Raw genomic sequence first — 15924 nt, 5'->3', positions numbered from 1 at the left:
CCGCCCGCCGGCACGGACACACGCCCCGCCCGCCTTCGGCACCACTCCCGCCCCCGCCGGGCGTGGGGTAGCTTTCACGGCGCTGTGCGGGGCGTCACCAGGAGCGGGGAGCGGGGTTTGCGCGAGTTCACCAATCCTCCGTTGGCGTTGGCACCACCCGTGGGCGGTCTGGCCGACGCCGTCTTCCGCCATGCCGAGGAGGACCCGCACCGCATCGCGCTGGGCCGCAAGGACGAGCACGGGCAGTGGCGGGACGTCACCGCCGGCGCCTTCCGCGACGAGGTGCTGGCCCTCGCCAAGGGCCTGCTCGCCCAGGGCGTGCGCTTCGGCGACCGGATCGCCGTCATGTCCCGCACCCGCTACGAGTGGACCCTCTTCGACTTCGCCCTGTGGACGATCGGCGCCCAGGTCGTGCCGGTCTACCCGACGTCGTCCGCCGAGCAGTGCCTGTGGATGCTGCACGACGCCGGGGTCACGGCGGCGGTCGTCGAGCACGAGGACCACGCCATGACGATCGCCACCGTCATCGACCGGCTGCCCCGGCTGCGCGGCCTGTGGCAGCTCGACTCCGGCGCCGTCCAGGAGCTGTACGACGCGGGCGCGCACCTGGACGACGAGGTGGTGCACCGGCACCGGCGGGCGGTGACGCCCGACTCGGTCGCCACCGTCATCTACACGTCGGGCACCACGGGCCGCCCCAAGGGCTGCGTCCTCTCGCACGGCAACCTCATGTACGAGGCGGACACCGTCGTCGCGCGCTGGGAGCCCGTCTTCCACTCCCGGAAGGGCGACGAGGCGGCGACGCTGCTGTTCCTTCCGCTGGCCCACGTCTTCGGCCGGATGGTGGAGGTCGCGGCGATCCGCGGCCGGGTCCGCTTCGGCCACCAGCCGCGGCTCGACGCCGCCGCGCTGCTGCCCGACCTGGCGGCGTTCCGGCCGACGTTCGTCCTGGCCGTGCCGTACATCTTCGAGAAGGTCTTCCGCGCGGCCCGGCGCAAGGCGGAGAAGGAGGGCAAGGCCGGTCCCTTCGAGAAGGCCGTCGACGTGGCGGTGAGGTACGCGCAGGCGGTGGAGGAGAGGGCCTGGGGCCTGGGTCCGGGACCGTCGGCGGCCCTGCGGGTGCAGCACCAGTTCTTCGACAGGCTGGTCTACGGCAAGGTGCGGGCCGCGATGGGCGGCCGGATCCGCAACGCGATGTCGGGCGGCTCGGCGATGGACCGGCGGCTCGGCCTGTTCTTCGCGGGCGCCGGTGTGCAGATCTACGAGGGTTACGGCCTGACCGAGTCCACGGCGGCGGCCACCGCCAATCCGCCCGAGCGCACGCGCTACGGCACCGTCGGCCAGGCCTTGCCCGGCGTGACCGTGCACATCGCGGACGACGGCGAGATCTGGCTGAACGGCGACAACGTCTTCCAGGGCTACCTCAACGACCCCGAGGCCACTGACCGGACCCTGAACGACGGCTGGCTGGCCACCGGCGACCTGGGCGTGCTCGACGAGGACGGCTACCTCACCATCACCGGCCGCAAGAAGGAGATCCTGGTGACCTCCGGCGGCAAGAGCGTCTCCCCCGGCCTGCTGGAGGAGCGCGTGCGCGACCATCCGCTGGTCGGCCAGTGCATCGTCGTCGGCAACGACCGCCCCTACGTCGCCGCCCTCGTCACCCTGGACCAGGAGGCGGTCGAGCACTGGCTGACGATGCGCAACAAGCCCCGCACGAGCACGGCCGAGCTGGTGCACGACGCCGATCTGGAGACGGAGGTGCGGCGGGCGGTCGTCGCGGCCAACACCCTCGTGTCGCAGGCCGAGTCGATCCGCACCTTCCGCATCCTCGCCCAGCCGTTCACCGAGGAGCAGGGGCTGCTGACCCCCTCGCTCAAGCTCAAGCGCAAGGCCGTCGAGAAGGCCTACGCCGCCGAGGTCGAGGCGCTGTACCGGGCGTGATTTTCCCGGTCAGGAATGCACGGCGCCCCACGATCGTTGACCATGGTCGTACCACCTGACCACAACCGAAGGATCAACAGCTCGTGAGCAGCAAGGTCCCCCCGATCATCCTGAACAACGGCGTCGAGATGCCCCAGCTCGGGTTCGGCGTCTGGCAGGTGCCGGACGACGAGGCCGAGAAGGCCGTCGCCGCGGCGCTGGAGGCCGGGTACCGCAGCATCGACACAGCGGCGATCTACGGCAATGAAGAGGGCACCGGGAAGGCCGTCGCCGCGTCCGGCATCGCCCGCGAGGACCTCTTCGTGACCACCAAGCTCTGGAACAGCGACCAGGGGTACGACTCGACGCTGCGCGCCTTCGACACCTCGCTGGCCAAGCTCGGTCTGGAGTACGTGGACCTGTACCTGATCCACTGGCCGCTGCCGTCGAAGGACCGGTACGTGGACACGTACAAGGCCTTCGAGAAGCTGTACTCCGACGGCCGGGTGCGTGCCATCGGAGTCTCCAACTTCCTTCCCGAGCACCTGGAGCGGCTGATCGGCGAGACGTCGGTCGTCCCGGCCGTCAACCAGATCGAGCTGCACCCGCACCTCCAGCAGCACGCCGCCCGCGAGTACCACGCGGAGCAGGGCATCGCCACCGAGGCCTGGTCCCCGCTCGGCTCGGGCAAGGGCATCCTGGAGATCCCGGCGATCGTCGCCATCGCGCAGAAGCACAACCGCACCCCGGCCCAGGTCGTGCTGCGCTGGCACCTGCAGACCGGCAACGTGGTGATCCCGAAGTCCGTGACGCCCTCGCGGATCCAGGAGAACATCGCCGTGTTCGACTTCACCCTGGACACCGAGGACCTCGCGGCGATCAGCGCGCTGAACGAGGACCGCCGCCTGGGTCCGGACCCGGCCCACTTCGACGTCGCCTGACCCCGTACGCGCCACGGAGGGGCCCGGTCCGCGCGGACCGGGCCCCTCTTCTGCTGTCCGGACCCGTCAGTCCGCGGGCCGCACCGCCGTGTGGACCGTGTGCGCCAGCAGGACGAACACGTCGGGCCGCCGGTGCACGCTCGCGGCGTCCTCGGGGTCGAGCAGCCGGTCGAGGGTGGCCCGGTCCTCGGCGTCGAGACCGTCGGCGAAGCGTTCCCGCACCCGGGACAGGGCGGCGGTGACGTACGCGCGGGCCTCGTCGGAGACGGGTGCGGGCAGGTCCAGCAGGAAGCTGCGGGTGCCGGTGTGCTTCAGGCCCGCCGCCGTCAGCAGCGCCGGCCAGTCCTCGGTCTCGGCGACGGTGCCGGGCAGGCTCGCGCGCATCCCGGCGAACGCGTCCTCCTCCGCCGCGTGCAGCCTGGCCTGGAGGCCGGGGCGGCCGACACCGATGTCCCGGGGCAGGAACCGCGCGGGCAGCCCGCCCTCCAGGATCGCCAGGGTGCCGCCGGGGGCGAGGTGCCCGCCGAGCGCGGCGAGGGCGGCACGCTGGTCGCCGAGGTGGTGCAGGCTCTGGCTCGCCCACAGCAGGTCGGCGGGGCCCTCCAGTTCCGCGAGCACCCCGGGCAGATCGCCGGTGAGGGTGCCGAGGCGGTCGGCGACGCCGAGCCGGGCGGCGCGGTCGCGGGCCCGCTCCAGCAGGGGCCCGGCCCCGTCGACGGCGACGACCCGGGCGCCGGGGAAGTGCTCGGCGAACAGGCAGGAGACGACGCCGGGTCCGCTGCCCACGTCGGCGATCAGTCCCGGCTCGGCCGCCTCCCGGGCCAGCCACTCCATGGCGCGCCGGTACAGCGGCGTGAACAGTTCCGCCTGTGCCTCCAGCAGCGGGGCCATCGCGGCCCAGTCGAGGTCGCCGTGGGCGTGATTCCGGTCGTGAGCGTGGTGGTGGTCGTGTGCCATGCCGGTCAGCCTTCCGTTCGCGGTGGGCCCAGGGTGCGACGACTCACCGCGAGCGGGCAATCCGTGTTGCCGTTACCGCAAAACGGCCGGGTGGCCGGCAGGGCGTACCGGGACGGTTACTCGACCTCGCCCGTGAAGATGGCCGTCTCCGAGTCGAAGTCGGGGGCGACCTCGATCTGGACCAGCTTCTCGCCCTTGGGGAGTTCGCAGCCCCACGGCACGTTGATAGACCGTCCGGCGAGCAGCTTGGTGTCCGGCCCGCCGTTCAGCCCCGCGGCGCTGTCGAAGACGGCCTCGCTGCTGTGCCCGTCCTTGCCGTAGGAGCAGTTGACGGTGAGCGCGGTGGCGTCGAGCGTCTCGCCTCCGCCGTTCTTGATCTTCACGGTGAAGCGGACGTGCGGCGCGTTCTCGGGCATCGCGGTGTCCGTGGACACGGCCCGCTCGAAGCCGGAGAGGCCGACCTCGATGTCGCTGTCGTACGTGACGGTGTCACCGAGGGCGTAGACGCCGTCCTCGGAGGCCTCGGCGGCGGGCTCGGCGGCCTCCTCCTCGTCGGCGGCGGGCGCGGCGCCCTCGCCGACGGTCTCCGTGACGGTGACCGTGGGCGCCGCCTTCGCCTCGTCGTCGCCGGTCACACCGAGGGTGACGGCGACCGCCACGGCCGCGGCGACCACGGCGGCGGCGCCCGCGACGAGCGCGGTGACGACGGCGGGGTTCTTCCTCGGCTGCGGGGGCACCGGCGGCCCGTACGGCGGCAGCGGCGGCGGCGTCATGTGGTTGCTCAAGGTTCCCCCCGGGGGTGTCGCAGTTGCGGCCCCATCATCTCCCGGCACCGCCCCGCATGAAGAATCCGTGACGGAATCGTGTCGGTGATCCCCGGGACGTCACGGCTGCCGTACCGCCGCCCGTGCGCCCGGTGTTCAGGCCTTCACGAACGCCCTGAGGGTGAAGACCGGGTCGGGCCGGGGCCGTTCCTGGTCGGGCAGGGCCGCGAGGCGCGCGGCGAAGCGGTCGGCCCGCTCCCCGTCCGGCGGCACCGTGACGAACCAGCCGCGTCGCAGGTCGGCGATGGCACGGCGGGGGCTGCGGCCCTGTCCGTGGCCGGTGAAGCGGGCCTCACCGGCCGGCACCAGGCCGTGCGCGCGGGCGTACGACTCGACGAGGCGGGAGGCGTCGTGGGCGGGACTCGGCGGACGTGCGGCGAGCACGGCGTCGATGTCGCTGCCCACGTTGTGCGAGGCGCCCTTGTCGACCGTCGTGACGTACACCCCGCCGGGCCGCAGCACACGGGCGCACTCCGCGACGACGGCCCGCGCGTCCTCGGCGCCGCCGGTCAGATGCAGCAGCCACACGCTGCTGACGGCGTCGAACTCCCCGTCGCGCAGCGGCAGGCGCCGGCTGTCGCCGCGTACGACACGGCCGGGCAGCCGGACGGCGGCACGGCGGGCCATGGCGGGGGCGAGGTCGACGCCGGTCACGCGCAGCCCCGGCCGCACGGCCGCGAACCGGGCGGTGACCAGTCCGGTGCCGCAGGCGACGTCGAGCAGGTCGCGGGCGGCCGGCGGCACGAGGCTCAGGACGGCACGGGCGGCGGCTTCGGCACGGGGCTCGCCGCCGCGCAGGGTGTCGTAGCGTTGCGCTTCTTCGTCGTAGTCGAGCACCCGGTCAGTGTGCCCCGTGGCTCCCGGCCAGGTCCTCCACCCTGCGGGCGAGCTCGATGTCCTTCTCGGTGACGACGCCGCCCGCGCTGTGGGTGCTGACGGCCAGGCTCACCGTGTTGTAGCCGAGGGTCAGGTCGGAGTGGTGGCCGAGTTCCTCCTGCACCTGCGCGATGTGCACGACCATCGCGGTGGCCGCGAAGTGCGAGCCGAGCCGGTAGGCGCGGGTGAGACGGTCCCCCTCGGCCGACCAGCCCGGCAGCTCGGCCAGCCGCTCCTCGATCTCCTTGTGCGACAGCGGTTCCACGGGCATGGGCTGCGCTCCTCGTCTGCTGGGGCCGGCTCACGTGCCCCGTACGGCCTCGGTTCCCCTCCCAGCCTGCCACAGCACGGCTCTCGCGGCCCTGGTCAGCGGCGCCGGCCGGTCCCGGCGGGCTCCGGCGTCCACTACGGTTCGGCGTATGACCGCACTCGTGTCCGCCACCGCCTCCACCGCCCAGGGCGTGGGTCAGCTCCTGCGGGCCTGGCGGGTCAGGCGGCGGATCAGCCAGCTCGAACTGGCCCTGCGCGCCGACTCCTCCGCCCGGCACATCAGCTTCATCGAGACGGGCCGCGCCCGCCCGAGCGAGGAGATGGTGCTGCGGCTCGCCGAACGGCTCGACGTCCCCATGCGGGAGCGCAACGCGCTGCTGCTCGCGGCGGGTTACGCCCCGCACTACCCGGAGACCCCGCTGGACGACCCGTCCCTGGACGCGCTGCGCGCGGGAATGGAGCGTCTGATCAGGGGCTACGAGCCCTATCCCGCGCTGGTGGTCGACGCGACGTACGACGTGCTGGCCGCCAACCGGGGCATCCTGATGCTGATGGAGGGCCTGCCCGAGCACCTGCTGGCGCCCCGGCCGAACGCGATGCGCCTCGCCCTGCACCCGGAGGGCCTGGCGCCGCGCATCCGCAACCTGCGCGAGTGGCGCGGGCACCTGCTGGAACAGATGCAGCGGCAGATCGCCCTGCACCGCTCCCCTCCCCTGCGCGCCCTGTACGAGGAGGTCGCCGCGTACCCGGTGCCGGACACGGGCGCCGGGCAGGAGCCGGACGAGCCGGTGCCGTACTTCGCGCTGCCGCTGATGCTGGAACACGAGGGCCGGACCCTGTCGTTCATCTCGTCCATCTCCACCTTCAACACGCCGATGGACGTCACCGTCGCCGAGCTGGCCATCGAGACGCTGCTCCCGGCCGACCCGGCGACGGTCAAGTACCTTCAGACGTTCGTGTCCTGACACTGCCGCAGGGCCGCGTACTGGAGCAGGGCGAAGCCCGCGACGGTCAGTGCCTGGAGCACCGTCCACACCGCGCCGGCCGTGGTGGGCGTCAGCCACAGGGCGAGGGCGGCCAGGCTGAGCGCCGCCCAGGCGAGGTTGGCCTCCACCACGACACGCACCCCGAGCGCCGGAGGGTGCCGGCGCGCGGCCAGCAGGCCCACGGCCCCCGCGTACACGGCGAGGAAGGCGCCGAGGCCGAGGAGCAGCCCGGAACCGGCGCCCAGGAAGCGGCCCAGGGGGCCGGAGAAGGCGAGGTAGGCGAGCGCGTTGCCGCCGGTGACGAGCGCGTCGAGGGCCAGGAAGCGGCGCAGCGCGAGCTGCGGCTCGACGGTGCGGGCGAGGGCGGCGAGCTGGTTCGCGGACATGTCGAATCACCCTTCATCGGGGGTCGGTCGGGACCGGGGGGCCGGTGCCCGGGCCGGAGTGCGCCGGTCCGGGCCCCGGTGCGCTCCACGATCCCGCGCCGGCCGGCCGCGGTCGATTACCCCCGGGGTAATGCCCGGGCGGGCCCGCACCTCTTGTGGAACTGACAGGGGAACATGACAGACTGCGGGCGGACTTGGGCGCGTTGGGGAGGCGTGGCGTGAGTGAGCGGCGGGTGGCACCCACCGTGGGCCAGGTGGTGCTGGGCAAGCGGCTCCAGGAATTACGGGAGGCCGCGGGGCTCAAGCGCGAGGAGGCCGCCAAGGTGCTCCGGGTGGCCCCGGCGACCGTGCGGCGCATGGAGACGGCCGAGGTCGCGCTGAAGATCCCGTACGTCCAGCTTCTGCTGACGGCGTTCGGGATGCCCGAGGACGAGGTCGAGGCGTTCGTCGCGCTGGCCGAGGAGGCCAACCGCCCGGGCTGGTGGCAGCGCTACACCGATGTGCTGCCGGACTGGTTCAGCCTGTATGTGAGCCTGGAGGGCGCGGCGCGCCTGGTCCGCTCCTACGAACCGCACTTCGTGCCCGGCCTGTTGCAGACCGAGGACTACGCGCGCGCGGTCCTGGACGCCGGGACGATAGGCAACGCGGGCGAGGACGCCGTCGAGCGGCACGTGGCCCTGCGGATGGAGCGGCAGCGGCTGCTGGAGCGGCCGGACCCGCCGCACCTGTGGGTGATCATGGACGAGACGGTGCTGCGCCGCCCGGTGAGCGTCCGGGGCCGGGTGATGCGCGACCAGCTCGACCGCCTGCTGGAGCTGACCGCGACGGACCGGGTGACGCTGCAGGTCGCCGAGTTCGCGGACGGCCCGCACCCGGGGACGTACGCGCCCTTCACGCTGTTCCGGTTCGCCGAGCCGGAGCTGCCCGACATGGTGTTCACCGAGTATCTGACCGGCGCCCTGTACCTGGACTCCCGTGTGGAGGTCTCCACGCACCTGGAGGTCCTGGACCACATGACGGCGCGGGCCGCCTCCGCCCAGCGCACCGAGAAGATCCTGCGGGAGTACCGCGAGAACTACTGACGCCGCCGACAGCACCGAGGGAGACACACCGCATGACCGGATCCGACGCCGCCGCCACCCCGATCGACACGAGCAGGCCGCACCCGGCCCGCGTCTACGACTGGTGGCTGGGCGGCAAGGACAACTACCCCGTGGACGAGGAACTGGCCCGCAAGATCCTCGCCGCGGACGACACGGCGGTGCGCGGGGCGCGCGCCAACCGCCGTTTCATGCACCGTGCCGTGCGCACGGTCGCCGAGGCCGGGATCCGCCAGTTCCTGGACATCGGCACGGGCATCCCCACCGAGCCGAACCTGCACCAGGTGGCCCAGGGCGTGGCGCCCGAGGCCCGGGTGGTGTACGCCGACAACGACCCGATCGTGCTGCGGCACGCCGAGGCGCTGCTGCACGGCTCCGCGGCGGGCCGGACCGAGTACGTCCACGCGGACGTCCGCGACCCGGACACCATCCTGCGGCTGGCCGGCGAGTGCCTGGACCTCGGCCGGCCGGTCGCCCTGTCGCTGGTGGCGCTGACGCACTACCTCGGGGACGCGGTGGACGGCGACGACGTGCACGGGCTGCTCAAGCGGTACGTCGACGCCCTCGCCCCCGGCAGCCACCTGATCCTGTCGCAGGTGACCCCCGATCTGAGCCCGGAGGCGGTCGGCCGGGCCGCCGCCCTGTTCGCCCGCGGCGGCACCCCGTTCCACCCCCGCTCGCTGGCCGAGTTCGCGCGGTTCTTCGAGGGTCTGGAACTGCTGGGCCCCGGCATCATCCCGGTGACCGGCTGGCGGCCGGAGGCGGAGGACGTGGCGGCGCAGGCCGAGGGCATCGTCCCCGTGTACGCGGGGGTGGCGCGCAAGCCCTGACCGCTCGCGTCGCCGCGCTCCCTGACCCCTACGGGCCCCGCGATCGGGTGGGCGCTCCCGCCCGCCCCTGGGTTCTGGCCCAGGGGCGGGCAAGGGAGCGCACGTGACCGAGACGCGGACACCGCCCACCGAGCCGGGCGCGGTCCTGCTGCGTGCGGGCCGGTTCTTCCGGCCCGGCACGCCCTCCCGCGACCTGCACGGCATCGGGCTGGTCGGCGGCCGGGAGTCGGACGCCTTCTACCGGGACCCGTGGAGCCACGACAAGGTCGTGACCTCCACCCACGGCGTGAACTGCACCGGCTCCTGCCGCGGGAACGTGTTCGTCAAGGACGGCGTCATCACCTGGGAGACGCAGGCGACGGACTGTCCGTCGGCCGGTCCGGACCGCCCCGAGTACGAGCCGCGCGGCTGTCCCCGGGGCGCCGCGTTCTCCTGGTACACCTACTCGCCGACGCGGGTGCGCCACCCGTACGTGCGCGGGGTGCTGCTGGACATGTACCGGGAGGCCCGGGGCCCGGCTCGGGGACCCGGTGCCGGCCTGGGCCGCGCCCGGACCGGCGGGGGTGGGAGCGGGCGGGGTCGTAGCCGGCCCGCCCGCCCCGCTCCCGTGTCAGGCGAGCTTCGCCGACAGGGTGATGGTCGTGCCGGTCAGGGCCTGGCTGACCGGGCAGTTCTTCTTGGCGTCCTCGGCGGCGGCGACGAACGCGTCGTTGTCGATGCCGGGGACGGTGCCCTCCACGGTGAGGTGGATGCCCGTGATGCCCTCACCCGGCTGGAAGGTGACGTCGGCCGAGGTGGTGAGCTTGGTGGGCGGGGTGCCGGCGCCGGCCAGGCCGTGCGAGAGCGCCATGGAGAAGCAGCTCGAGTGGGCGGCGGCGATCAGCTCCTCCGGGCTGGTCTTCCCGTTCGCCTGCTCGGCGCGCGACGGCCACGACACCGGCTGCTCGCCGATGCCGGACGAGTCGAAGGTGACGACGCCGCTGCCCTCGAGCAGGTTGCCTTCCCAGACGGTGTGTGCGGAGCGCGTGGTTGCCACGACGAATCCTTTCCGATTCCCTTGCGGTACGGGGGCGGTGGGAGCCCGTGTCCGGGTTCCTCGGCCCCATCCGATCACACTCCGGCCCGGCTCACCCGCACGACCGGCCTCCGGGCGGTGAAGGGCGGCCCGGCGCGAGCCCCGGGCGGCCGGATCACCGTGCGGCGGGCTCCTCCTGCCGCTTCCTGCGGGCCGCCATCACGGCGTAGACGAGCACGCCCGCGAACAGGAACAGCACGCCCTGGTAGACCGCCGCGTAGCCGGCGCCCGCGACCAGCCAGAGGGAGAACGCGGCCGCGACGGACGCGATCACGCCGTCCCGTACGAGGCGGGCGCGGTCGACCCGCTCGCCCCGCCCGGAGACCAGGTGGAAGAGCTGGGCGGCGGTGGCCAGCAGGTAGGGCACGGTGGCGGTGAAGGTGGTGACGAGGACGAGAACCTCGAAGACCTTCGCCGAGCCGGACGTGTAGTTGTACACGGTGAGCAGCGAGGCGAGGACGACGGTCACGCCGACACCGACGGTGGGCACACCGCGCCGCTTGCGGGCGAAGGCCGCGGGGAAGAGCCCGTCGCGGGCCGCCGCGTACGGGGTCTGGGCGCTCAGCAGGGTCCACCCGTTGAGGCAGCCGGTCATCGACACCAGCGCCGCCAGCGCGACGGCCCAGCCGCCCCAGGCGCCGCCGAACATGGCGTTCACGGCGTCGGAGAAGGGAGCGGAGGAGTCGACCAGGCGGTCGTGGGCGACGGTGCCGAAGACGGAGAGGGTGCCCAGCAGGTAGACGAGGGCGGCGCCCGCGGTGCCGATGACGGTGGCCCGGCCGACCGTGCGGCGCGGGTCCTTGACCTCCCCCGCGCTGACGGCCGCGGACTCCACGCCGAGGTAGGAGAAGAGCAGGATCGCGGCGGCGGCGGAGACCGCGCCGATCCCGCTGCCGCCGGTCGCGTTGAACGGGCCGAGGTTGTCCGGGTCGAAGAAGAACAGGCCGCCGACGGCGACGAGCAGCAGCGGCGCGAACTTCAGCACCGTGGACACGAGCTGGACGGCGCCCACGTAGCGGGTGCCGGCGAAGTTGGCGAGCGCCGGCAGCCACTGGAGGGCGAGCGCCGCGAGGCAGGCGGTCCAGCGGTGGTCGTTCACCGGGACGAGGACGTCGAGGTAGCCGACGGCGGCGACGGCGAGTGCGGCGTTGGACACCCAGGTGGTGATCCAGTACGCCCAGGCGGCGAGGAATCCGGCGAAGTCGCCGAAGGCCTCGCGGGCGTAGACGTAGGGGCCGCCGGTACGCGGATCGCGGGCGGCGAGGCGGCCGAAGACCAGGGCGAGGGCGATGGCACCGACCGTGAGCACGCCGAAGGCGAGCAGGCTGATCGTGCCGAAGGGGGCGACGGAGGCCGGGAGCAGGAAGATGCCGCCGCCGATGATGTTGCCCATGACCAGGGCGGTGGCGACGGGCAGTCCGAAGCGGCGGGCGTGCCGGGTGCTGACCGGTGCCGGGGTGGCGGCCGCAGGGGTCTCCCGCTGCTCCGGAGCCGGTGGGGTGACGGTCCCGGTGACGTGCATGGGGTGGTGCGCCTTCCTTGGAACAGGTGCCCGGGATCGCCGGGACCCGCCCATGGTCCGGCATGGGCGCACATCACTCCAAATCAGGCGGATTTGTCCTGTGCCAGCCCCTCGGGGACCGCAAAAGGTGCACTGTCGGGGCCTTCGGGCCGGGAATCGTGCAGCGGCACCTGAGGGCCGTTGGACTCGCGGAGCCAGCGGCGCAGCACCCGGTGGACGTGTTCGGCGCCGACGATGCCCGCGCCGTCGTCGCACGGCGGGGACAGGACGAGCGGCGACAGCAGGAACGCCCGCGACTGGTCGCCGCCGAGTCCGCCGTGGGAGCCGATCTGCTCCTCGAAGGCGAGGACCTCGCCGTCGGCCGGGTCGTGGAAGGAGTTGACCATGACGTCGGCGGCGTGCGGGAAGGAGTGCGTGCGGCGCACGGCGTCGGCGGCGCCGGGCCCGAACGGCGCGAGCGGCCCCGGCTCCTCGTCGAGCCGGTCCAGGGGGATCTCCGCACCGCGCGCGCCGAGCACCAGACCGCCGTGCTCCTCGCTGCGCACGAGGAGGAAGCCGACGCCGGGGTGGTTGGCGAGGGTGGGCAGCAGCGCGGGGTGGCGGGCGTCGATCTCCTCGCGGCTCATCCGGTGCGGGACGTCGGGGAAGGAGACCAGGCCGAGGTTGCCGGAGGCCAGCACGATCGGCTCGGAGCGGCGGTCGTCGGGGCGGCGCCGCTCCTCGCCCTCCTCGACGGGCCGGTGCAGGGCGGCCCGTACGGCGGAGCGCGCCTCGGCGCCGCTGCGGGTGCGGCCCGCACTGCGGGGCACGGGCAGTCCGCAGCCCGCCCGCACCAGGTCGGCGAGGGTGAGGCCGTAGCGGGCGCGAAAGGTCTCACCGGGGCTCTGCCCGTGGTCGGACAGGACGACGACGCGGTACCGGCGGGGGGCGTGCTCGGCGACCTTCTCGATCAGCGCGAGGGACCGGTCGAGCCGCTGGAGGACCTTCGCGGCGTCCCGGCTGCGCGGCCCGGAGTGGTGGGCGACCTCGTCGTAGGCGACCAGGTCGGCGTAGACGGCGGTGCGTCCGGCGAGCATGTCGCCCATCACCGCGGCGACGACGACGTCCCGCTCGACGACGGTCGCGAAGGCGCGTACGAAGGGGTAGAGGCCGCCGCGGGAGACGCGCGGGCGGACCTCCTTGAGGCGGGCGCGGGTGGACTGGCCGATCTCCCGGCACACCTCCGCGACGAAGGACAGCGCGGTGCGGACCGCGTTGGCCGGGTCGGAGAAGTAGGCGAAGTAGCCGGCGCGGGAGCGGTTCTCCCGGCTACGGCGGCGGGTCGCGATGGACAGCACGAGGGCCTGTTCGCCCGCGCCGCCGCTGAACAGGTTGCCGCGGCTGGCGCCGTCGGCGGTGAGCAGCCCGCCGTCGCCGGTGTGGACGACGGCACGCCGCTGGAGCTCGGCCGCGCTGGTCGGGCGGTTGCAGACGACGACCTCGCCGGTGTCCTTCTCGTACCAGCGGAACGCCGGGACGTCGTGGTTGCTGCCGTGCAGGATGCCGAGCTGGCTGGCGCCGGTCTGGCTGGACCAGTCGGTGCGCCAGGGGGCGAGACGGTGGGTGGGGCGGGTGCCGTCACGGCCGAGCCAGCGGGCGACGGTGGGCATCAGTCCCTCGTCGACCGCGTCCCTCAGGACGTCGTGGCCGACGCCGTCCAGTTGCAGGAAGAGGGTGCCGGGGCCGGTCGGGCAGGGCGGGCCGGCCCGGCGGCGGCGGTCGGCGAGCCGGTAGAGCCGGCGCCGGTAGGCGTCGTCGTCGCGCACGGCCAGGGCGCCTCCGGTGGCGGAGGCCACGGCGGACATGACGGCGGCCACCACGACCGCGGTCTCGGGGGCGACGCCGCCGCGCGCCGTGGGGTTCACGTCGAGGGCGAGCAGCAGCAGCCCGCCGTTGAGGAAGAACACCAGCAGGCCGAGGACGAGCGCCGGCACCAGCAGCAGCAGCCGGACCAGCAGCGGCCACACCAGGGCCGACAGCAGGCCGAAGGCACCGGCGCCGGCCGCGGCGGTGACGGCTATGTCGGTGGCGCTGTCCCCGTCGGGCGACTGGAGCCGGAAGTCCGGCAGGATGCCGGCGAGCACCAGCATGGTGACCGTGGAGACGGCCCACACCGTGACGCTCCGCCCGATCTGACTGGCGCCCCGCCGCCAACGCCCTCCAGCCACGCTCCGCACACCTCACGTCCCGGCCCGTCGTCCGTGCGGGCCCTCCCCACCCTGCCACAACGCTCCGGAGCGCCTGTTTGTCCCCCCTGGCCCGGTTCGGCCCGGGACGGCGCCCGCGGCGGGCCGGGTCAGCGGCCGTCGTAGCCCGCCGTCGGCATCGACAGCCTGCGGTGGACGCACGCCTTCATCCGGGCGTCGTACGACGGTTCGGCCTGTCCGACGGTCTCGACGCGCACCCCGCGCCGCGCGCACTCCGCCATGAACTCCTCCACGGACGACAGCGCGCTCTCCAGGACCCGGCGGCTGGGGGCCACGAACAGGTCCTGCCCGGGACGGACGCCGTCCCACAGGGCGGCGTGGTCGGTCCGCAGCCCGCGGACCAGCAGCTCGCGGGTGACGGTGTAGCCCTGCTCGGCGGCCCAGTGTGCGCACATGGCGTGCTGGCTGCGGGAGTCGACCAGGAACGGATCGTCGTCCAGTTGCTCCAGCGGCGTCAGACTCGCGATCGCCGTCACCCGTACCGGCCTCATGGTGTCCCCCCTCACCTCCTGTTTTCGCCGCCGACCCTACTCCTGGACGTAGGCTTCGGGGAGTCGCACGAAGGGGGCAAAGAAGTGCCGGTGGAGCTCACGTGGTGGGGTCACGCCACCTGCACGGTCGAGGACTCGGACATGCGTGTGCTCACCGACCCGTTGTTCGTGCGCAGGCTCGCCCATCTGCGCCGCAGGCGGGGCGCGGTGCCGCCGCCGGACGCGTGGCGCGCGGACGTGGCGCTGGTGTCGCATCTGCACGCCGACCATCTGCACGTGCCGTCGCTCGCGCGGCTCGCGCCGGGCACGCGCCTGCTCGTGCCCCGAGGGGCGCGGGGACAGGTGGCGGGGCTGCGCCGGCTCGGGCATCTGCGGCTGAGCGAGGTGGCGCCCGGCGACGAGACGGTCGTCGGGAACCTGCGGATCCGGGCGGTGCCGGCGCGGCACGACGGGCGGCGGCTGCCGCTGGGCCCGCACCGCTCCCCCGCGCTCGGTTACGTCGTCGAGGGCGAGGGCCGCACCTACTTCGCGGGGGACACCGGCCTGTTCGACGGGATGGAGAAGGAGGTCGGGCCGGTCGACGCGGCGCTGCTGCCGGTCGGCGGCTGGGGACCGTACCTGGGGCCCGGCCATCTGGACGCGGGGCGGGCGGCCGAGGCGCTGGCCCGGCTGGCGCCGCGCACGGCGGTGCCGGTGCACTACGGCACGTACTGGCCGATCGGGATGGACGCCGTGCGCCCCCACGAGTTCCACACGCCGGGCGAGGAGTTCGTGCGCCTGTCGGGGCTGCGCGCGCCGCAGGTGGCGGTGCACCGGCTCGGGCACGGCGAGAGCGTGCGGGTGGAGGTCGCGAGGTGACCTGGCTGGGCACCGCCGCGACGAGCATCCCGGGCGAGCCGACGCAGCAGGCGCTCGGTTATCCGTCGCTGTTCCTGCTGGTGCTGATCGGCGCGCTGGTGCCGGTGGTGCCGACGGGTGTGCTGGTGAGTTCGGCGGCGGTGGTGGCGATGCACCAGACGCTGCCGTTCTCGCTGCTGATGGTGTTCGTGACGGCGTCGCTGGCGGCGTTCTGCGGGGACATGGCGCTGTACTGGCTGGGGCGGCGCGGGGTCGGCTCGAAGAACGGGTCGCGCTGGCTGGAGGTGATCCGGTCGCGGGCGCCCGAGGACCGGCTGGAGCAGGCGCGGGCGAAGCTCGCCGAGCACGACGTCGCGGTGCTCGTGCTGTCCCGGCTCGTGCCGGCCGGCCGGATACCGGTGATGCTCGCCTGTCTGCTGGCCGAGTGGCCCTCGCGCCGCTTCGCCAGGGGTAATCTGCCGGCCTGTCTGGCCTGGGCCGCGACCTACCAGCTCATCGGGATCCTGAGCGGTTCGCTGTTCGCCGAGCCGTGGGAGGGCGTGGCCGCGGCGGTCGCGCTCACCGTGCTGGTGAGCGCGGCGCCGAGCGTGTGGCGGCGGATGCGCGGGCCCGCGAAGGCGTAGGCGCCGGGCGGGCGGT

Annotated in this window: 16 protein-coding genes and 1 pseudogene; 8 read left to right on the top strand and 9 right to left on the bottom strand. The window is 73.8% G+C overall.

The genetic code is table 11. From position 1 onward, the window contains the following. Positions 1 to 117: 117 nt before the first annotated feature. Both ACH499_RS08885 and ACH499_RS08880 read left to right on the top strand, forming a co-directional pair. Positions 118 to 1944 carry an AMP-dependent synthetase/ligase gene (locus ACH499_RS08885; protein WP_399014411.1) on the top strand — a complete coding sequence of 609 codons (1827 nt, stop codon included), beginning with the start codon at positions 118 to 120 and terminating at the stop codon, positions 1942 to 1944. Between the two features lie 83 nt (positions 1945 to 2027). Then, positions 2028 to 2864, top strand: a complete 837-nt coding sequence (locus ACH499_RS08880) for an aldo/keto reductase (protein ID WP_399014410.1) — start codon at positions 2028 to 2030, stop codon at positions 2862 to 2864. 66 nt (positions 2865 to 2930) lie between these two features. Here ACH499_RS08880 and ACH499_RS08875 read toward each other — a convergent pair whose 3' ends face one another. The 4 genes from ACH499_RS08875 to ACH499_RS08860 all read right to left on the bottom strand — a co-directional run bounded on the left by ACH499_RS08875 (position 2931) and on the right by ACH499_RS08860 (position 5792). Then, the gene (locus ACH499_RS08875; RefSeq protein WP_399014409.1) at positions 2931 to 3821 is read right to left on the bottom strand and encodes a class I SAM-dependent methyltransferase; all 891 of its coding nucleotides are present in this window, start codon (positions 3819 to 3821) and stop codon (positions 2931 to 2933) included. A 116-nt stretch (positions 3822 to 3937) separates the two neighbouring features. Continuing rightward, positions 3938 to 4606, bottom strand: coding sequence for a hypothetical protein (locus tag ACH499_RS08870; RefSeq protein ID WP_399014408.1), 669 nt, complete (start codon positions 4604 to 4606; stop codon positions 3938 to 3940). A 135-nt stretch (positions 4607 to 4741) separates the two neighbouring features. Further along, positions 4742 to 5482, bottom strand: a complete 741-nt coding sequence (locus ACH499_RS08865) for a class I SAM-dependent methyltransferase (RefSeq protein ID WP_399014406.1) — start codon at positions 5480 to 5482, stop codon at positions 4742 to 4744. Positions 5483 to 5486: 4 nt separating this feature from the next. Further along, complete coding sequence (locus ACH499_RS08860) at positions 5487 to 5792, bottom strand: 4a-hydroxytetrahydrobiopterin dehydratase (protein WP_356201904.1); 306 nt, start codon at positions 5790 to 5792, stop codon at positions 5487 to 5489. 148 nt (positions 5793 to 5940) lie between these two features. On the opposite strand from ACH499_RS08860, the gene ACH499_RS08855 reads away from it, so the two are divergent. After that, positions 5941 to 6756, top strand: coding sequence for a helix-turn-helix domain-containing protein (locus tag ACH499_RS08855; RefSeq protein ID WP_399014405.1), 816 nt, complete (start codon positions 5941 to 5943; stop codon positions 6754 to 6756). Here the strand turns inward: ACH499_RS08855 and ACH499_RS08850 are convergent. Beyond that, complete coding sequence (locus tag ACH499_RS08850; RefSeq protein ID WP_356201908.1) at positions 6738 to 7163, bottom strand: hypothetical protein; 426 nt, start codon at positions 7161 to 7163, stop codon at positions 6738 to 6740. The two genes, ACH499_RS08855 and ACH499_RS08850, sit on opposite strands and share 19 nt — an antisense overlap. Before the next feature lie 218 nt (positions 7164 to 7381). Here ACH499_RS08850 and ACH499_RS08845 point away from each other — a divergent pair, with 218 nt between their 5' ends. The 3 genes and pseudogenes from ACH499_RS08845 to ACH499_RS08835 form a co-directional block, all read left to right on the top strand. Then, positions 7382 to 8245, top strand: a complete 864-nt coding sequence (locus ACH499_RS08845) for a helix-turn-helix transcriptional regulator (RefSeq protein WP_356201909.1) — start codon at positions 7382 to 7384, stop codon at positions 8243 to 8245. Between the two features lie 32 nt (positions 8246 to 8277). Continuing rightward, positions 8278 to 9093: an SAM-dependent methyltransferase gene (locus ACH499_RS08840; RefSeq protein ID WP_356201911.1), complete on the top strand. Its 816-nt coding sequence runs from the start codon at positions 8278 to 8280 to the stop codon at positions 9091 to 9093. 103 nt (positions 9094 to 9196) lie between these two features. Further along, positions 9197 to 9638 (top strand): annotated as a pseudogene (locus ACH499_RS08835) (nitrate reductase subunit alpha); the annotation flags it as partial. 65 nt (positions 9639 to 9703) lie between these two features. Here ACH499_RS08835 and ACH499_RS08830 read toward each other — a convergent pair. The 4 genes from ACH499_RS08830 to ACH499_RS08815 all read right to left on the bottom strand — a co-directional run bounded on the left by ACH499_RS08830 (position 9704) and on the right by ACH499_RS08815 (position 14427). Beyond that, positions 9704 to 10129 carry an OsmC family protein gene (locus tag ACH499_RS08830; RefSeq protein ID WP_356201913.1) on the bottom strand — a complete coding sequence of 142 codons (426 nt, stop codon included), beginning with the start codon at positions 10127 to 10129 and terminating at the stop codon, positions 9704 to 9706. A 154-nt stretch (positions 10130 to 10283) separates the two neighbouring features. Further along, a complete protein-coding gene (locus tag ACH499_RS08825) occupies positions 10284 to 11690 on the bottom strand; it encodes an amino acid permease (RefSeq protein ID WP_356201914.1) in 1407 nt (468 codons plus the stop codon). An 83-nt stretch (positions 11691 to 11773) separates the two neighbouring features. Continuing rightward, complete coding sequence (locus ACH499_RS08820; protein ID WP_399014404.1) at positions 11774 to 13906, bottom strand: alkaline phosphatase family protein; 2133 nt, start codon at positions 13904 to 13906, stop codon at positions 11774 to 11776. Between the two features lie 119 nt (positions 13907 to 14025). Continuing rightward, the gene (locus tag ACH499_RS08815; protein ID WP_356201918.1) at positions 14026 to 14427 is read right to left on the bottom strand and encodes a hypothetical protein; all 402 of its coding nucleotides are present in this window, start codon (positions 14425 to 14427) and stop codon (positions 14026 to 14028) included. 84 nt (positions 14428 to 14511) lie between these two features. Here ACH499_RS08815 and ACH499_RS08810 point away from each other — a divergent pair, with 84 nt between their 5' ends. Both ACH499_RS08810 and ACH499_RS08805 read left to right on the top strand, forming a co-directional pair. Then, complete coding sequence (locus tag ACH499_RS08810; RefSeq protein WP_399014402.1) at positions 14512 to 15285, top strand: MBL fold metallo-hydrolase; 774 nt, start codon at positions 14512 to 14514, stop codon at positions 15283 to 15285. Then, positions 15282 to 15908: a VTT domain-containing protein gene (locus tag ACH499_RS08805; RefSeq protein WP_356201921.1), complete on the top strand. Its 627-nt coding sequence runs from the start codon at positions 15282 to 15284 to the stop codon at positions 15906 to 15908. Before ACH499_RS08810 ends, ACH499_RS08805 begins: the two co-directional genes overlap by 4 nt. Positions 15909 to 15924 lie beyond the last annotated feature (16 nt).

This window comes from Streptomyces sp. NPDC018947 (genome assembly GCF_044390505.1).
Lineage (GTDB): Bacteria > Actinomycetota > Actinomycetes > Streptomycetales > Streptomycetaceae > Streptomyces.
The sequence above is the reverse complement of the archived record's forward strand: the minus strand, read 5'-3'. Positions and strand labels throughout refer to the sequence as shown.